15 protein-coding genes are annotated in these 16,459 nt (G+C 36.6%); 10 read left to right on the forward strand and 5 right to left on the reverse strand.

The window, feature by feature from the left end; translation table 11 throughout:
* Positions 1-108: 108 nt before the first annotated feature.
* From ACIQLB_RS06775 to ACIQLB_RS06790, 4 genes are all read left to right on the forward strand, one after another.
* Positions 109-1,239 carry a DUF4085 family protein gene (locus ACIQLB_RS06775; protein WP_400722736.1) on the forward strand — a complete coding sequence of 377 codons (1,131 nt, stop codon included), beginning with the start codon at positions 109-111 and terminating at the stop codon, positions 1,237-1,239.
* A 337-nt stretch (positions 1,240-1,576) separates the two neighbouring features.
* A complete protein-coding gene (locus ACIQLB_RS06780) occupies positions 1,577-2,224 on the forward strand; it encodes a helix-hairpin-helix domain-containing protein (protein ID WP_400722739.1) in 648 nt (215 codons plus the stop codon).
* 123 nt (positions 2,225-2,347) lie between these two features.
* A complete protein-coding gene (locus ACIQLB_RS06785) occupies positions 2,348-2,917 on the forward strand; it encodes a ComE operon protein 2 (protein WP_400722742.1) in 570 nt (189 codons plus the stop codon).
* A 29-nt stretch (positions 2,918-2,946) separates the two neighbouring features.
* Positions 2,947-5,205: a DNA internalization-related competence protein ComEC/Rec2 gene (locus ACIQLB_RS06790; protein WP_400722745.1), complete on the forward strand. Its 2,259-nt coding sequence runs from the start codon at positions 2,947-2,949 to the stop codon at positions 5,203-5,205.
* Between the two features lie 32 nt (positions 5,206-5,237).
* On the opposite strand, the gene ACIQLB_RS06795 is transcribed toward ACIQLB_RS06790, so the two are convergent.
* Positions 5,238-5,375 (reverse strand): YqzM family protein, encoded by a 138-nt coding sequence (locus tag ACIQLB_RS06795; RefSeq protein WP_082337542.1) that lies wholly within the window; start codon positions 5,373-5,375, stop codon positions 5,238-5,240.
* A gap of 164 nt (positions 5,376-5,539) precedes the next feature.
* Here ACIQLB_RS06795 and holA point away from each other — a divergent pair, with 164 nt between their 5' ends.
* Complete coding sequence (gene holA, locus ACIQLB_RS06800) at positions 5,540-6,550, forward strand: DNA polymerase III subunit delta (protein ID WP_400723101.1); 1,011 nt, start codon at positions 5,540-5,542, stop codon at positions 6,548-6,550.
* Positions 6,551-6,722: 172 nt separating this feature from the next.
* Here the strand turns inward: holA and rpsT are convergent, their stop codons facing one another.
* Positions 6,723-6,971, reverse strand: a complete 249-nt coding sequence (gene rpsT / locus ACIQLB_RS06805; protein ID WP_400722749.1) for a 30S ribosomal protein S20 — start codon at positions 6,969-6,971, stop codon at positions 6,723-6,725.
* Between the two features lie 162 nt (positions 6,972-7,133).
* Between rpsT and gpr the strand changes: the two genes are divergently transcribed.
* From gpr to lepA, 4 genes are all read left to right on the forward strand, one after another.
* Positions 7,134-8,150, forward strand: a complete 1,017-nt coding sequence (gpr, locus tag ACIQLB_RS06810) for a GPR endopeptidase (RefSeq protein WP_400722752.1) — start codon at positions 7,134-7,136, stop codon at positions 8,148-8,150.
* A gap of 52 nt (positions 8,151-8,202) precedes the next feature.
* Positions 8,203-9,087, forward strand: a complete 885-nt coding sequence (gene spoIIP / locus ACIQLB_RS06815; protein WP_400722755.1) for a stage II sporulation protein P — start codon at positions 8,203-8,205, stop codon at positions 9,085-9,087.
* Between the two features lie 593 nt (positions 9,088-9,680).
* Positions 9,681-11,579, forward strand: coding sequence for an acyltransferase family protein (locus tag ACIQLB_RS06820; RefSeq protein ID WP_400722758.1), 1,899 nt, complete (start codon positions 9,681-9,683; stop codon positions 11,577-11,579).
* 233 nt (positions 11,580-11,812) lie between these two features.
* Positions 11,813-13,639, forward strand: coding sequence for a translation elongation factor 4 (lepA, locus tag ACIQLB_RS06825; protein ID WP_400722761.1), 1,827 nt, complete (start codon positions 11,813-11,815; stop codon positions 13,637-13,639).
* 103 nt (positions 13,640-13,742) lie between these two features.
* Here the strand turns inward: lepA and ACIQLB_RS06830 are convergent, their stop codons facing one another.
* Both ACIQLB_RS06830 and ACIQLB_RS06835 read right to left on the reverse strand, forming a co-directional pair.
* A complete protein-coding gene (locus tag ACIQLB_RS06830) occupies positions 13,743-13,931 on the reverse strand; it encodes a hypothetical protein (RefSeq protein ID WP_400722764.1) in 189 nt (62 codons plus the stop codon).
* Positions 13,932-14,055: 124 nt separating this feature from the next.
* Positions 14,056-14,304 (reverse strand): N-terminal phage integrase SAM-like domain-containing protein, encoded by a 249-nt coding sequence (locus tag ACIQLB_RS06835; protein ID WP_400722766.1) that lies wholly within the window; start codon positions 14,302-14,304, stop codon positions 14,056-14,058.
* 320 nt (positions 14,305-14,624) lie between these two features.
* On the opposite strand from ACIQLB_RS06835, the gene ACIQLB_RS06840 reads away from it, so the two are divergent.
* Complete coding sequence (locus ACIQLB_RS06840) at positions 14,625-15,401, forward strand: CsxC family protein (protein ID WP_400722768.1); 777 nt, start codon at positions 14,625-14,627, stop codon at positions 15,399-15,401.
* 721 nt (positions 15,402-16,122) lie between these two features.
* Here the strand turns inward: ACIQLB_RS06840 and ACIQLB_RS06845 are convergent.
* Entirely contained in the window at positions 16,123-16,341 is a 219-nt protein-coding gene (locus ACIQLB_RS06845; protein ID WP_400723103.1) for a tyrosine-type recombinase/integrase, read from the reverse strand.
* Positions 16,342-16,459 lie beyond the last annotated feature (118 nt).

The following is a 16,459-nucleotide window of genomic DNA, read 5'->3' on the forward strand; positions in this document are numbered from 1 at the left end:
TGATGATTTTTTCCAAAAAAGTGTTTCTGTTTCTTACTACCAAATTGAAAGGGGCTGAAATTATGTGGCATTTATCATTGCGAGAGAAAAAAAAGGTATGAAAATGCGATGAAATTATTTATTTACGAATCTGATGAAGAGTGGACACAAAGCCTTGCCTATGCAAAGGAAAATGATATTGATTTATTTAAGGAAAAAAAGCAGGAGTTAGGTGGATTACGTGATAGTTTAATGAACTATTTACCACTGCGGTTTCAACCATATATTTTAGATGGTACGTTGAATACACCAGATGTTCCTAAACATGTACGGGAAGATTTTTTACGATGGAGAAATGAACAGGAGCGGCTATTTGAAAATATTCTCGATGCGGCATATGACGAAAAGCAGAAAACGTTAGCTTATATGAAACCAAAGGGAAGAGAAGTCTTTGAGCAAAGCCTTCATGATGCAAACATAGTTAGTATTAGCCGTAATGCTACTCAAGTAGTATTAACACTGGATATGGCAGGAGGCTTTACTGCAAAGTCAATCATTTCTTTAACGTTTAACAATATTATAAGTGAAATAGGTAAAATTATCCTTAAACAGTTTTATATTTACGATGAGCTCAGAAAAACAGCTAATGGTTTTGCACTGCGCGTGATTTTTGATTGCCCAGAGGTGGAGTGGACGATTGAAGCAGAGGAGTTAGACGCTGAATTTTATTATCGTCCCAAAACATATAGTGATTTTGCTGCAAGCGGTAATTTTTCTGGATACGTTCAAACATTGCAGCTAGAGCATGGCTTAATCTTTATTACGCCGCAATTGAAAAAGCAAGTGATTGGGCTTCAGCAACACGCACCGTTTTTAATGTTGAAAAATAGTCATTTATATGAAAATGAACATGGAGTTTTTGTGGATACAATACGTGTAGCAGACAAGTTAGAAGATTGTATTCATTTTATACATACAGATACATATGAAGACCCGTATGCGCACTTTAGTGAGCCTGTAGCAATGCAAGATTTGGAGGAAGCAGCTCTCGGTACAGATTTAGAGTTAAAGGTTCGCGCTTGGAATACGATGTATGCCAATCCAGTACAGCTCGCAGAGAAGATTAATCAAATATTAATGCAGATGAATCCAGCTCAAGAGGATGATATGATGCAATCTGTGTTTATTCGCCATTTTAACAATGAGGGAATCTTAGCGACTGAACTTCAAGCGAAATTTAAAGATCTATTAGAAGACTAAAGCTTTTAGAAATGCTAAAAAAGAGCAGCTTTGCACAAATATGCACTGTGGTTCTTTTCACATTGTAGCGTTAGAAATAAAAGTGATTAAGTTGATTGGAGTGGAGACCGGGCGACTCCTTGGGGATTAGCGTCCTGGAGCGCAGCGAAGCGGCTCATCGGACGCCCCCAGGAAAGCGCCCAGTCGGAACGGAAATCAACCCCACGTTATGGCGATGGGCTTTCATTATTAGTCTCAGCACTTTCTATAAATAATTTATCTTTTCAACACATGAATGATAATGTAAGATGAAATAGACTCCATATGATTACCTTTTGCAAAGGAAAGGATGTTATAGATGATCCAATCTTTTTGGCAAAAGTACAAAAAAAGTATGTTGATCCCCGGCATACTTGCAATCAGTGGACTTAGTTACTTCTTTTTTTCGAGTTCTGACTCTTCGCCTCCCCAAGAAGAGCTCATCGAAACAATCCAACCTATTGAACAACCTGATATGAAAGAATCTGTTGATGAAGCGGTCATACAGCAGATATTTGTTGATATAAAGGGTGCTGTTATGTATCCAGGTGTCTATGAGCTACAGACTGACCAGCGAATTATAGATGCGGTAAAGCTTGCAGGTGGCTATACGCAGGATGCTGATACGCAACTCATTAATCATGCGCAAAAAGTTGAGGATGAGATGGTTATTTACATTCCTATAAAGGGTGAAAAGCCTGACGAAATTACCTCTAATATCTTGACGATGCCTACTAGTGGAACATCACAAAGTAACAATGGCATGAAAGATCAAAAGGTCAATTTAAATAAAGCAGATGAAGCAGCACTTACGACTTTATCAGGTATTGGTCCATCAAAGGCTCAAAGTATTATTTCGTATCGTGAGGAGAATGGTGCCTTTAAAACAATTGAGGACTTAAAAAAAGTGAGTGGTATTGGCGAAAAAACATTTGAGAAGCTAAAGGATTTCATTACAGTTAAGTAATGGCAGTAAGTTTTGAGATATTGACGATTCTTTTCAAAAAGGGCTACACTATAGTAGAAAAAGACTGTTGCAATAAAGGCACAGCGTATTAATTAATATAAGTAAATTTTTGGAGGTAGTCATATGGAGCGAATTACTTGGGATCAATTTTTCATGGCGCAAAGCCATTTACTCGCATTACGTAGTACATGTACAAGGCTTGCAGTAGGAGCTACTGTCGTTAGAGATAAGCGAATTATAGCAGGTGGCTATAACGGTTCAATAACAGGTGATGAACATTGTATTGAAAAAGGCTGCTATGTTGTTGATAACCATTGTGTACGTACAGTACATGCTGAGATGAATGCACTGCTACAATGTGCTAAATATGGTACGCCTACAAAAGGTGCAGACTTATATGTTACACATTTCCCGTGTTTACCATGTACGAAATCTATTATTCAAGCAGGTATTGAACGTGTGTATTACGCTACCGATTATAAAAATAACCCTTATGCACATGAGTTATTTGAAAAAGCAGGTGTAGAGGTTGTACACGTTCCGTTTGATGAACGTAAAATTGACTTCTTAAGCGACGAAAAATTAGCCTTGTACATAGACATGCTAAACGAGCTTCGTGAGAGTGGTATGCCTACAGAAAAATTGCTCCCATATGAACAGAAGGTGAGTGCATTATTTGGCAAAATGCTTTAAAGCATAAATGGATTTACGTAGCACTAGCTGTGCTCGTTGCTTCAATAGCGGCACACAAGTCAGCTTGGCTACTCGCTGTTCTTGTGCTTTTCGCGTTATGGCTTAAATTGAAAGGTGAAACGCGTTTAATTTCAGCGCTTGTTATCGTCTTTGGATTTCTTTCTTATTTCTTCATCGTTACATTTCAACTGACGGACTCTTCCCCTCTACCGTCAAAATTCCCAATAACTTGGTCGAGTGAATTTAAAATAAATGGTCAAAAGCTTAGAGGTTTTGTAAAAACTGAATCAGGTGAGAAGCTGTATGTTGTCTATACATTTTTATCAGAAGAAGAGAAAATCTTTTATGAAACTACTTCATTGACAGGTAGGACCTATCTAGTGCAAGGAGAACTTGTAGCACCGCTTCCACCTGCACATGCGTATGGGTTTTCTATGGAAAAATATTTGATTAGTAAAGGTGCTAGAGGAATATTTGAAGTTTCGAGCTGGTCCTTTATAGAAGAGAAAAAATCCATTCGTTCGTTTCTTGCTAAACAGAGACACTATATGAAAAAACATATTGAAACAACATTCCCAGAGACACTAATTGCAGAGGCACAAGCACTCCTAATAGGATTACAGGATCAAGTCGATCATGAGCTTCAAAGAGCCTATCAAAAGCTTGGCATCACGCATATATTTGCTATCTCTGGCTTGCATGTGGCGCTTGTCTCATGGTTGTTTTTTGAAGGCCTTCTACGTATAGGTGTACGAAAGGAAATGGCGACCTTAGTGTTACTCATCATCTTACCTATATATGGGGTGATAGCTGGCGGTGCTCCGTCCGTATGGCGCGCAGTATCTGTTGTAGAACTAATTATGCTGATGCGTTATGCTAGGTGGCAAATTTCAATTGATGATGCTCTAGCAATTAGCTTTATTTGCTTTGTCCTACTTGAACCAGGTGTCATTTATCAGATTGGCTTTCAATTGTCATATTTAGCAACGGTTAGTCTCGTCTATTCAGCTGTCATTTTTAGACTATTCGCGAACTGGTTAATCCGATCATTTTTCATTACATTTGTGTGCCAGCTTCTTGTTTATCCATTATTGCTCCATCATTTTTATGAAATTTCTATTTCTTCATTCTTAGCAAATATTATTTTTGTACCACTGTTTTCCTTTGTTATTCTGCCTATTAATATTGCCATGTTTGTTGTAACAATTATATCGATGCCAGTAGCAAAAGCATTGTTTGATGTGTACGAGCCGCTCCGTGTTTGGCTTACAAAGTTTATTTTATATCTCCAGGAAATACCGTTTCAGCTGTGGTCGCCAGGGAAACCTGCTTTATGGCTTATTTGCGTGGCGTTGATCAGTGTATTAGCAGGTTTCTATTTTATTGAGATAAAACATTATGGTAAATTTGCAGTTGTAGTCTTCATCCCTGCATTGAGTATTCATTTATCGCCGATGCTGTTTAACGAAACTAAGCTTACATTTTTAAACGTTGGTCAGGGTGATTGCACAGTTATTGAATTACCCTTTAGAAGGGCTGTGTATGTTATTGATTCAGGCGGCTTACTACGTTTTGAGCAGAATATTTGGAAGACGTCAGAAAGCCCATATGAGGTTGGGAGACAAGTTGTTGTACCGTTTTTAAAAGGAAAAGGGATACGAAACATTGATCTCTTTATCGTCACTCATGCTCATGCGGATCATGTGGAGGGAGCTGAGGAGGTTTTGCAAGAGATTAACATGCATGAAATTCACCTCACTCCGGGTTCAATGGATCAACCTATAATGCGAGATTTACTGATGGAAGCCAAAAAGCAAAAGGTACCAGTGAAAGAAAAGATGCATGGGACAACTTGGCGTATAGGAAATACTAGCTTTCATTATTTATGGCCCCGTGACACCCATTATGAGGGGAATGATGATTCAATTGTTTTATATATGCAACAGGGGTCATTTCGAGCATTGTTAGCTGGTGACTTAGAGGAAGATGGTGAACAGGAGCTAATTCATCTTTACAACAAGCAATTAGCGGATATGACATTGTTGAAGGCTGGACACCATGGCAGTAAAACATCAAGTATTGAGCCATTTGTGGAGCTGTTACGGCCTGAATTAACCATTTTCAGCGCTGGGCTCAATAATCGCTATCGTCATCCGCATGATGAGGTTGTGGAGCGTTTTACAAGTCGAAATTTATCTATTTTAACAACTGGAATAGATGGGACGATTGAAGTAAGAATTCATGAAAATAGTTGGTCTGTGCAAAAGAAAAAAGACCTTGTCCAATGAGCAAGGTCTTTTTCCTCGTACATTACATTCAATTATCTAGATGCTACTTCCACTACTATTGCGATGATAAACATAACTGCAAACATTCCGAATGATACACCGAAGCCAACTCCAGAATCGATTGCATCGTTACGGCGACATTGTATGTTTTTTCCTTCAAATGGATTCATTGTTATCCCTCCAATTCTGTTATTTATTATAAGACATCGTTTTCATAAAAGCTATATCGAAAAGGAGAATTTGCCAAGTGGCAAGGAATCGACACAATTCGGTCAAAGTCACAAAGGAATGTAAATCATGTATACTAGTAGTATTGCTAGATGGAGGGAAAATTATGATTTCAACGGTTTGGAATAATATCAAAAAAGGAGAGCTCTCACCAGTTTATTTACTCGTTGGTGAGGAAAGCTATTTTATAGATGAGACAGTTAAACGGTTAAAAGAAGTGATAGGGCCAGAAGAAGAGATAGAGATGTCTACATTTGATTTGGAAGAGATGCCAGTGGATGTCGTTATGGATGAAGCAGATACAATTCCTTTTTTCTCTGAGCGAAAGCTTATTATTGCCAGAAACGCATCCTTTTTAAAGGCAACCGAAAAAGGCAAAGAAAAAATTGACCATGATATAAAACGCTTAGAAGCATGGCTTGCTAACCCTTCTGATTTTTCAGTAACAGTTTTTATCGCACCTTATGAGAAGTTGGATGAACGTAAAAAAGTGACAAAGATGATGAAAGAGCATGCGTTATTAGTCCAAGCTGAAACACCAAAGGAGCAGGACTTAGCTGTGTGGATACAAAGTATAGTCAAAGCAGAAGGCAGCAGCATAACACAAAATGCGATTGAGCAGCTCGTCGCAATGGTGGGACCGAATATGCTACAGTTGCAAATGGAAGTTGAGAAGCTAACTCTTTATGTAGGAGATGGTGGTGAAATAACTGCTACGCTAATCGAGGATTTAGTGGCAAAAACGTTAGAGCAGGATGCCTTTAAAATGTTAAATGCTTACTTTGCGAACGATTCTGTAGGAGCATTGTCTATTTATCACGATTTACTACGTCAAAAGCAAGAGCCTATCATGCTTGTTGGATTGCTTGCATCAAATGTACGTACGATGTCCAATGTATTTTATTTATTGAAAAAGGGCTATCATCCACAGCAAATCGCAAAAAATTTAAAAATACATCCTTATCGTGTCAAGTTGATGGTTGAGCAGCGTAATCGTCCGTCAGAGGAAAGCTTATTGAAGGCTTTATATCAGTTAGCAGAGGTCGATTTACAACTGAAATCAACAGGAGGCAATCGTGAGCGTTATTTAGAACTCTTTTTATTGCGTCAACTTTAAGGGTATAGCGATAAGAAAACATCTATTGATGAGCTGTCCGAAGCAATATGGGCAGCTCTTTATAGTAAGCACAATAGTGGGAAAACGAAGTTATGACAAGGCGTAATTGATTTTCTTATAAATTAAAAAGATCAGCACACTCTTAAAAGAGTATACTGATCCTTTATAACAATTACGCTTTTTTAGAAAGGCGAGACTTTTTACGAGCCGCCGCGTTTTTGTGGATAAGTCCTTTTGAAGCTGCTTTATCTAAAGATTTGTAAGCTGCTTGTAAAAGTTCTTGTGTGTTTTCAGCTTTAGCAGCAACAGCGTTTTCAGCTTTTTTCACTGTAGTACGCATTGCAGATTTAGCTTGAGAGTTAGCAGCGTGAGCTTTCTCGTTAACTTTTACGCGTTTAATCGCAGATTTAATGTTTGGCATATATTTCACCTCCTAAATTAGGTACGAGATGATATCTTCTCATTGATTTCTTGTGTCAATACAACAAAAATCATTTTAACAAACGCTAGGCCAAATTGCAATAGATAAATGCAAAGAATATTTACTTGACAGTTTGAACAAACTACAGTTGAGGTGAACTGTATGCAAAACTTTAACTGGCAACGTACGGATTTAATTGATGAATCTGAAGAGGTTGTATTACATCAAACAAAAGAACAAAAAGAAACGCTTGAAGAGTCTAGTGGTATTCAAATTGAAGATCAGACTGCTGGACGGGTAAAAATCACTGATGTGCTCGTTAATGCAGAAGGTGAGAAGCAAATTGGAAAGAAGAAAGGGCAGTACATTACACTGTCTGTGCCTACTTTGACGTTAGAAGATCAAGATGGATTTGAGCAGCTTGAGAAAGAATTGCTTGTGAATTTTAAAAAAATGCATGAATCCATTTCATGGAAAGATGATGACAAAATTTTAATTATTGGTCTAGGTAATCGAACAATTACACCTGATGCTATAGGGCCTTATCTTATTGATCATTTGCATAGTTTAGATGTAATTGATGAAAAATTCGTTATGTATGCGCCTGGAGTAACGGGGCAAACAGGATACGAGACTGGTGAATTTGTAGCGGCGTTGGCAGAGCGTCTTAAACCTAAATTAATTATTGTTGTAGACGCACTTGCAACAAGAGCCAGCAATCGCTTATGTAAAACAATTCAATTAACGGATACAGGGATACACCCTGGTTCAGGCGTTGGAAATCAACGTAAGGAAATTTCATATGAGATGCTTGGCATTCCTGTTACCGCAATTGGTATCCCAACAGTAGTGGATGCACCTGTATTAATTGCGGATGCTGTAGAGGTAATGCTACGTTCTATAGCTGCACGAGTGTCAGAGCGGAATAAACCATCATCAAAATTGTCATTATCGTCTTGGCAACCAGATATAAATAAAGAACTAGATATGTCTTTAGTGAAGCCGATTTTTGGTGAGTGGGCTACGTGGTCTAAAGAAGAGCGTCAACAATTATTTGCAGAGACTTTCGCAGGCTCGCATACACAGCTGATGGTCACGCCAAAGGAAGCCGATTATTGGGTAGATAAGTATGCAAAACTCGTGTCGTCTATGCTTATGAAGTGGGCAAACAATCTATAATTTTTTTCGTTCTAAAAGGCACACCCCCTCCATACGATAAGGGGAGGAGGGTGTGACTTTGCTAAAAAAACTACAGTGGTCATTTGGTTTATTATTGTTCTTTTTCGTATTACCTGTCATTGCTGGGCAACTTCCGTTCAACAAGCAAGCATCGACTCCGATTAAAGAACCAGAGGATAAGCAAGTCGTGTTTGCCGCTACTAATTTACCTGAACAAAGTGCACTTGAGCAGACAAAAGATCAAACACAAGATCAAACACAAGATCAAACACAAGATCAGAAGCAAGATCAAACAAAAGACCCATTTAAAGTATTGCTATTATTTACGCATTCACAGGAATCATATCAACCAATGGTGAAAGCTGCTAGCGGGAAAGCGGCCTATTATGATGAAAAAACAAATATTTATAATTTAAAAGATACTATTTCTAAGCATTTTAGCATGAATGGTATACAAACGGATATTTTAGATGTTGATGTTATGAAGGAACTAAAACTTAAGGGAAAAAGTTTTCCGGATTCTTATAACTTTGTACGTCCTTATTTAGCAAAACGTTTACAAGAGCAATCCTATGATTTAGTTATTGATTTTCATAGAGATTCTGCCAAGAGAGATGCGACAACGTTAACACATAACAAAGAATCATATGCACGGATTGCAATAGTCATTGGTGCAGAGCATAAGAATTATAGATGGAATACTGCTTATGCAGAAAGTCTATCTGCTGCTATGAATGAAATTGTTCCAAAGATTTCTAGAGGTGTTATATCTAAAAGTGGTGACAATGTAGATGGACGTTATAATCAAGATTTAACAAAAGAAATGATCTTAATCGAAATAGGTGGAATAGACAATACAGAAGAAGAATTGAATCGTACAATTGCTGTAATAGGAAAAGCTATATCAAAATCCTTTAATACAGGAAAACAAGAATAATCAACGGTCTTCTAATTAATTTCAAGTGGATAGAAATAGTTAATCAATAAACCTGATAGATTAAATTACAATAATATTGGAATTGGTGAAAAGCTGGACTTTTTATATCCTCCTTTTTGCCAATTTTTTGTGATATTTTTGGACAAAGTATGAAAAATGAATGATTATTAGCAAAAATACCAGGAATTTTATTTAGGGAAAATAGTTGTAAAGCCTTTTAATTATTTATTTCTTGTCTTATAATTTTTTGAGTCAACACATAAAGATTTGACTATGAGTTGTAAAAGTTTTGTAGCGGCATATGCAATAGGCGAAATACGCTTTTTAAAGCATCTACCATTTTGGAGATGCTTTTTTAATGGATAAAATATGAAAAAGATTAACCTTTATTTCAAAAGGATGAAGGACAACTATACATATGAGAAGTTAATTTAGTGTTGTTTATGTGATAAAAAGTAAACTTTTATAAATACTCATCCGTCATTTATATAAGTGAATGCATTGAATCATTAGTTAAAAGGGGACGATAATTGGTTTTATACTAAAGTTTACACAAAGTTTTGTAGATTATCGGAAGAAGAGGAAGGAATATTATGTCAGGCAAAGCAGTCAATCATCGTTATATCCCTGGGTTAGATGGGATTCGAGCTTTAGCAGTACTAGCTGTGATAGCTTATCATTTTAACTTCAAATGGGCCAGTGGTGGGTTCCTCGGAGTTGATATCTTTTTTGTTTTATCGGGTTACTTAATAACCTCTACAATTTTACCTTTAAAAGGAAATCAGTTAACAGTAGGGCTAAGAGATTTTTGGGTTGGGCGATTTCGACGCCTACTACCTGCAGCGTACGTAATGATTATTACTTCATTTGCTTGGGCTACCTTATTTCATAAGGAACTTCTAAATACATTGCGCGGAGACGCAATATCCTCTATTTTTTATTCAAGTAATTGGTGGTTCATTTTTCATAAGCTCTCCTATTTTGATAGTTTTGGATCTCCTTCACCTATAAAAAATTTATGGTCTTTAGCGATTGAGGAACAATTTTATCTTATTTGGCCAATTCTGTTGATGCTAGGGCTTTATCTTGTTAAAAAACAGAGTAAATTAGCTATTTTTATCTTTATTGGTGCATTATGCTCAGCTGTGTTAATGGGCATACTGTATGAGCCAGGAGCTGATCCTAGTCGTATATATTACGGGACAGATACACGTTCCTTTGAATTACTTATAGGTTGCTGGCTAGCTTTCGTTTGGCCGATGAAAAGACTATCTTCTCAAAAACTATCTACTGACCATGTCAATAAACTAAATGCTATAAGTGTGGTTGCTTTTAGTATTTTCATATTAAGTATTATTTTTGTAGATGAATATCAAACTTTCTTATATAGAGGAGGCATGTTCCTATTCTGTTTGAATGCAGCTATATTAATAGCGTGTGTTTGTCATCCAATTAGCATATTAGGAAAAATACTTTCTTTAAAGCCTCTATGTTGGATTGGTTCAAGATCATATGGAATTTATCTATGGCATTACCCAATCATGGTGTTGGGTACTCCTGTCCACGAGATAGGTAATCCTGTATACTGGCGAGTTGCTTTACAGCTAATTCTTATTTTGATTATTGCTGAATTATCGTATCGTTTTATCGAAATGCCAATACGGAAGGAAGGATTCCGCTCCTATTATCGACAGTATCTTGTATTTAATAAAAATAAATGGGGCAGCTTTTCGTTTACTAGAAAAATTTCTACTGTGCTTGTTCCACTATTCCTTCTAGTATTTTTTACTGGAATGACAGGCGTTGTAGGAGAAGAACAAACGCAATCAAAAGAATCTAAGCCAACAGAAATTAAAATAAATGGTGGAGAACAACCTTCTAAGCATAATGATTCCGTTGCGGAAAAAGAGACATCAGAAAGCGATTCTTCGAATGTTCAGAATGAAAAAGCTGAAACTAGCCCGCAATCGGAAGTAGAAGAACCTAAGCAGGGAGAACATGAGACAACTGCTAATTCTAAAAATGAATCCAATAACGGAATATTAGCTATTGGAGATTCTTTAACGATAGATATTGCTACAAGCTTACAAAATATCTATCCTAACATAACAATTGATGCGAAAATTGGTCGCCAAGTTTCACAAGCTGTCAAACTGGCACCAAATTACGCTAGTTTTAATCAGCCAAATAAAGCAGTTATTATTCAACTTGGCACAAATGGTTTCTTTACGAGTGATCAGATCGATACACTACTTGAATCTTTCTCCAATGCCGATATTTATCTAGTGAATACAAGGGTACCTCGTGCTTGGGAAAGTAAAGTAAATTATTCATTACAACAAAAAGCTCAAGAGCATGATAATATTACATTGATTGATTGGCATTCGGCTGCTATCAATCATCCAGAATTTTTTGCTCCAGATGGCGTACATTTAGAACAAAAAGGTATTAATACGTTAACGAGCCTTATTCAACAATCAATAAATATTTAATTTAGTAATAAAATAGCCAGCGTGCACCATTTCTAGGTGTAGCTGGCTATTTTTTATGAAGAGTATAGGAAATATCTCTTAGCAACTCATTATCGTTTTTGCATTGTTTTGCAGAGGAAATGGCACACTATTTAGAATAACCATTGATTTAACAGCATTTATGCCGTTCTATTGTTGTGGTTTATATAAGGTTCATAGTATAATTCATTATAGTTTAATTAGGAGTGGAAAAGATGAACCGAGAAGCACGTTTAAAAAGACAAGAGAATATACGAAATTTCTCTATTATTGCACATATTGACCACGGGAAATCAACGCTTGCTGACCGTATCTTAGAGCAAACGAAATCATTAACCTCTCGTGAAATGAAAGCACAGCTACTCGACTCAATGGATTTAGAACGTGAGCGAGGCATTACGATTAAATTAAATGCAGTCCAATTAAAGTATGAAGCTAAAGATGGTGAAGTGTATATATTCCATTTAATCGACACACCAGGACACGTCGATTTCACATATGAAGTATCACGTAGTTTAGCTGCTTGTGAGGGTGCAATTTTAGTTGTCGATGCAGCACAAGGTATTGAAGCACAAACACTAGCAAATGTATACTTAGCGCTTGATAGCGACCTAGAAATTTTACCTGTTATCAATAAAATTGATTTACCTGCAGCAGATCCAGAACGTGTACGTCAAGAAGTTGAAGACGTAATCGGGTTAGATGCTTCTGAAGCTGTTTTAGCTTCTGCTAAAGCCGGTATCGGGATTGAAGATATTTTAGAACAAATTGTAGAGAAAGTGCCTGCACCAACTGGTGACCCGGATGCACCGTTACAAGCCCTTATTTTTGACTCTGTTTACGATGCTTACAAAGGTGTTATTATTTCCATTCGCATCATGAATGGTACAGTAAAACCTGGCGATAAAATTCGTATGATGGCTACTGGTGCAGAATTTGAAGTTATTGAAGTTGGTGTACACACACCAAAAGTTGTACCACAGACTGAACTAACAGTAGGTGACGTAGGCTATTTAACAGCATCGATTAAAAATGTAGGTGATACTCGTGTGGGGGATACAGTTACATTTGCTAATCGTCCAGCAGCTGAGCCATTAGCAGGTTACCGTCGATTAAATCCAATGGTATACTGCGGATTATATCCAATCGATACAGCGAAATATAATGACTTACGTGAAGCGTTAGAAAAGTTAGAGCTTAATGACTCAGCACTTCAATATGAGCCAGAGACATCACAAGCACTCGGATTTGGTTTCCGCTGTGGTTTCTTAGGGCTTTTACACATGGAAATCATTCAAGAGCGTATTGAGCGTGAGTTTAGCATTGATCTAATCACAACAGCGCCTTCTGTAATTTACAATGTTCAAATGACGGATGGATCTACAGTAAAGGTTGACAACCCTTCATTTATGCCGGATCCTCAAAAAATTGAGCGAGTGGAAGAGCCATATGTAAAAGCTACAATTATGGTACCAAACGATTATGTAGGAGCTGTTATGGAGCTTTGTCAATTAAAGCGCGGTAATTTTATGACAATGGATTATATTGATACAACACGTGTCAGCATTATTTATGAAATGCCGTTATCAGAAATCGTTTATGATTTCTTTGATTATTTAAAGTCAAATACGAAGGGCTATGCTTCATTTGACTATGAACTCATTGGTTATCAGACTTCAAAACTAGTGAAGATGGATATCTTATTAAATGCTGAGCAAGTCGATGCACTAAGCTTTATCGTACACCGTGACTTTGCATACGAGCGCGGTAAAGTCATCGTTGAAAAATTGAAAGAATTAATCCCACGTCAACAATTTGAAGTGCCAATTCAAGCAGCAGTTGGTCAAAAAATTGTGGCACGCTCAACAATTAAAGCCATGCGTAAAAACGTATTAGCGAAATGTTACGGTGGGGATATTTCTCGTAAACGAAAACTTCTTGATAAACAAAAAGAAGGTAAAAAACGTATGAAACAAGTAGGTTCAGTTGAAGTACCACAAGAAGCATTCATGGCTGTTCTGAAGATGGATGATTCGAAGTAATATAGTAATGATAAGGGTCTGTGACGAATTTATCTAATTTATATAAGGGTTAAATGGTGGGGTTTCCCACCAATTCCCCAACATAAAAATAAGTTAGCAATTCTTATATATCTTGAGCGAATGAATCAAAGATGTTTGCAGCATCTCTTGCCATTTTCTCAGTGAGGTGGACATAGCGATCTTCTGTGACGGTTCTGCTATGTCCCAATCTTTTTTGTACAGTTTTAACAGGTGTACCATTCTCTATTAATGTCGTTGTATCGTCATTTCCTCGAAATTTATATGTTTCCATTCAAGCCCACAAACTTCATCTACACGCACACCACAATGTAAGCCAATATGAAATGGTAAATAAAAAGGGTGATCCTCATTTAAAACGCTATTAATACTTCTTAAGTTTTCTTTTGATTGAATTTTTAAATCTTCACGGGTGGTTTTCTACTTTTATCCTTCAGGAGCTCTACATAATGCATAGGGTTTTCTTTAATGTATTTGTATGGATACACTGCGTGATTTAAAGATAAATTAATAAACTGTTGTAAGACATGAGTGGTTAAAGATTTTACTTTATATTTACCTAGGTGAGGCAAGATGTGATTCTTTATTACACCTTCATAATTGTAGTACGTATTCGGTTCTAGTTTAAGGTCAACATATTCCTCCATCCAAAAACTTAAGTCCTGTAATATAATTTCTTGTGGTATAAATACGGTTCCAGCATTTTCGTACTCTAATATCTTTCTCCGTAATATTGCTTCTGCTTTTGACTATTATTTTCTTGAAATTCTCCAGTCAAAAAAGGTAACTAAACAATTAAAACTAGGTGCTAGGTGAGTATCTAGCATTTTGATGTTCATTCTAAAAAACCCCTTTTTTAAAATCAGAAAAAACTAGTATACACGTCTATACATAGAATTAATCGCTACATATTCTAGCAATATAGAGAGCGCTCTCTAATACTAAAAAAATGAAAAGAGGGAATTTTTTGAGTGATCAATTAGATTTTCAAGTTAATCAAGTCGAACCTTGTCCAGTAACATCGACAGAACAAATACCATTAACTGCAGCTACTACTCCATTAGTCGCTACACCGTTAACGACTCCAACTATTAAAGTTCCAGTTGTACTTGCAGAACCAACACTTCAAATTGCTGTGGAGTCAGATATTACGCTTAGTCCTGCAGCAACTGAAATCAAAAGAGTGAAAAAAAATGTATTCCTGAATCAAGTGAAACTAGTACCGGTTGCGTTTGCACGTATTGCCAACACTGACTTTTTTACGGTAACAAGAGCTAAATTATTTGTAGCGGGAAATATTCGCAAAAACATAGAATATGCTTCAGCAGCATGTAACGGGGCACTCCAAGATAGAATTGCCGATGTTCCGTTTTCAGGTTTTACAGACCTTACTTTCCCACAAACAACAGGAGGCCCTTCTCCAATTTTAGGAATTTCCGAGTTTGCCGAAGCGAACTTCCTTAATGAAACTACGCAAATGGATGCTCGATTGGATAAAGCTTTCTTCCAAAATCTAGTTAAATACAATGAACAACCATTTGGCGAGTTAGTAGCTGCAAACTTCTTTGAACTTGATTTTTCACCGGTTATGGCAGCACCAGAAGGCACTTTCGACACATTACGTGAAAAAATCGTGCTTGAGCTTACTGTAAAAGTACTGCAAGTTCAACAAATTCGCCTTGGAACTGGCACTAATGTTATAACTCCTGTTCTTACAGGGCTTACTCCTCCAGTTAGTCCTTGATAATCTCTAGTTTTTAGAGGAGCAGAACAAATAAAAAACGCAGTTCACTGCAACAAAATGTAATCGAAAAACAACCCTGTAATATTTAATGGGTACAAAATCAAATATTTGAGTTGGCAGTTGAAAGTTCGGATGAATCTGATTTTCAACTGCCTTTTTGCAATTTAATAACCAAGATGTATTAGATGGTGTGTAATTAAGGGAAGGCTAGAGGGTTGCAAAAGGGCATTTTTCAACAGATCCCGAAAAATATATTGAACAAATTAAATCTACAGAACGCACAATAAAAAGATTTATTCATTAATTATTAGAACAATCGATTTAAAAGCCTTACATAGATGTTAATAAGACTGTTTACATTGACAGAGATATTATAAAGACCACTCCAGTGTGCGAAGTGACGGGTGTTCTTATTTTTGCACATCATAACCCCACCATATGTAGAAAATAAAGCATGATAAAAGCAAAATATCCATGAATAAAATTAAATAAAAAACAACCGAAAAATCCTTATATATCAAAGGATTGTCGGTTAAATAGAAATATAAAAAGATAAATTTGAATATACATTTCCACAGGAAGCATTCATGGCTGTTCTGAAGATAGATGATTCGAAGTAACGTTGTTATAACAACGTTTATAAGGATTTGAATTGTGTGTTTTTATATGAGTATGGGTGATTGCCACCGATTTGCCACCGCTTTAAAATTGTGCCAGCAATTTATAAATTTTTTGCGATGGAATCAAAAATATCGGTAGCATCTCTTGCCATCTTTTGAGTTAAATGGACATAGCGGTCTTCAGTAGTTGCTGATCTGCTGTGTCCTAATCTTTTTTGGACAGTTTTTATAGGGTGTCCACTTTCAATCAACATTGTTGCGTGTGTATGTCGTATCCGAACAATATTACATTCTCTATGAATGGTAGTAACCCAGTTAATAAATGAACGAAGTCAAATGAGTTCATTGTCTTATTTTTGACTCCCCAATATATATTTAATATAACTATAAAGGCTCAAGAACGGGAGAATAATAAAAATCTTTAAAACTGATTCACCA

It is taken from the genome of Lysinibacillus sp. NPDC092081, from assembly GCF_044755845.1.
Taxonomy (GTDB): Bacteria; Bacillota; Bacilli; order Bacillales_A; family Planococcaceae; genus Lysinibacillus.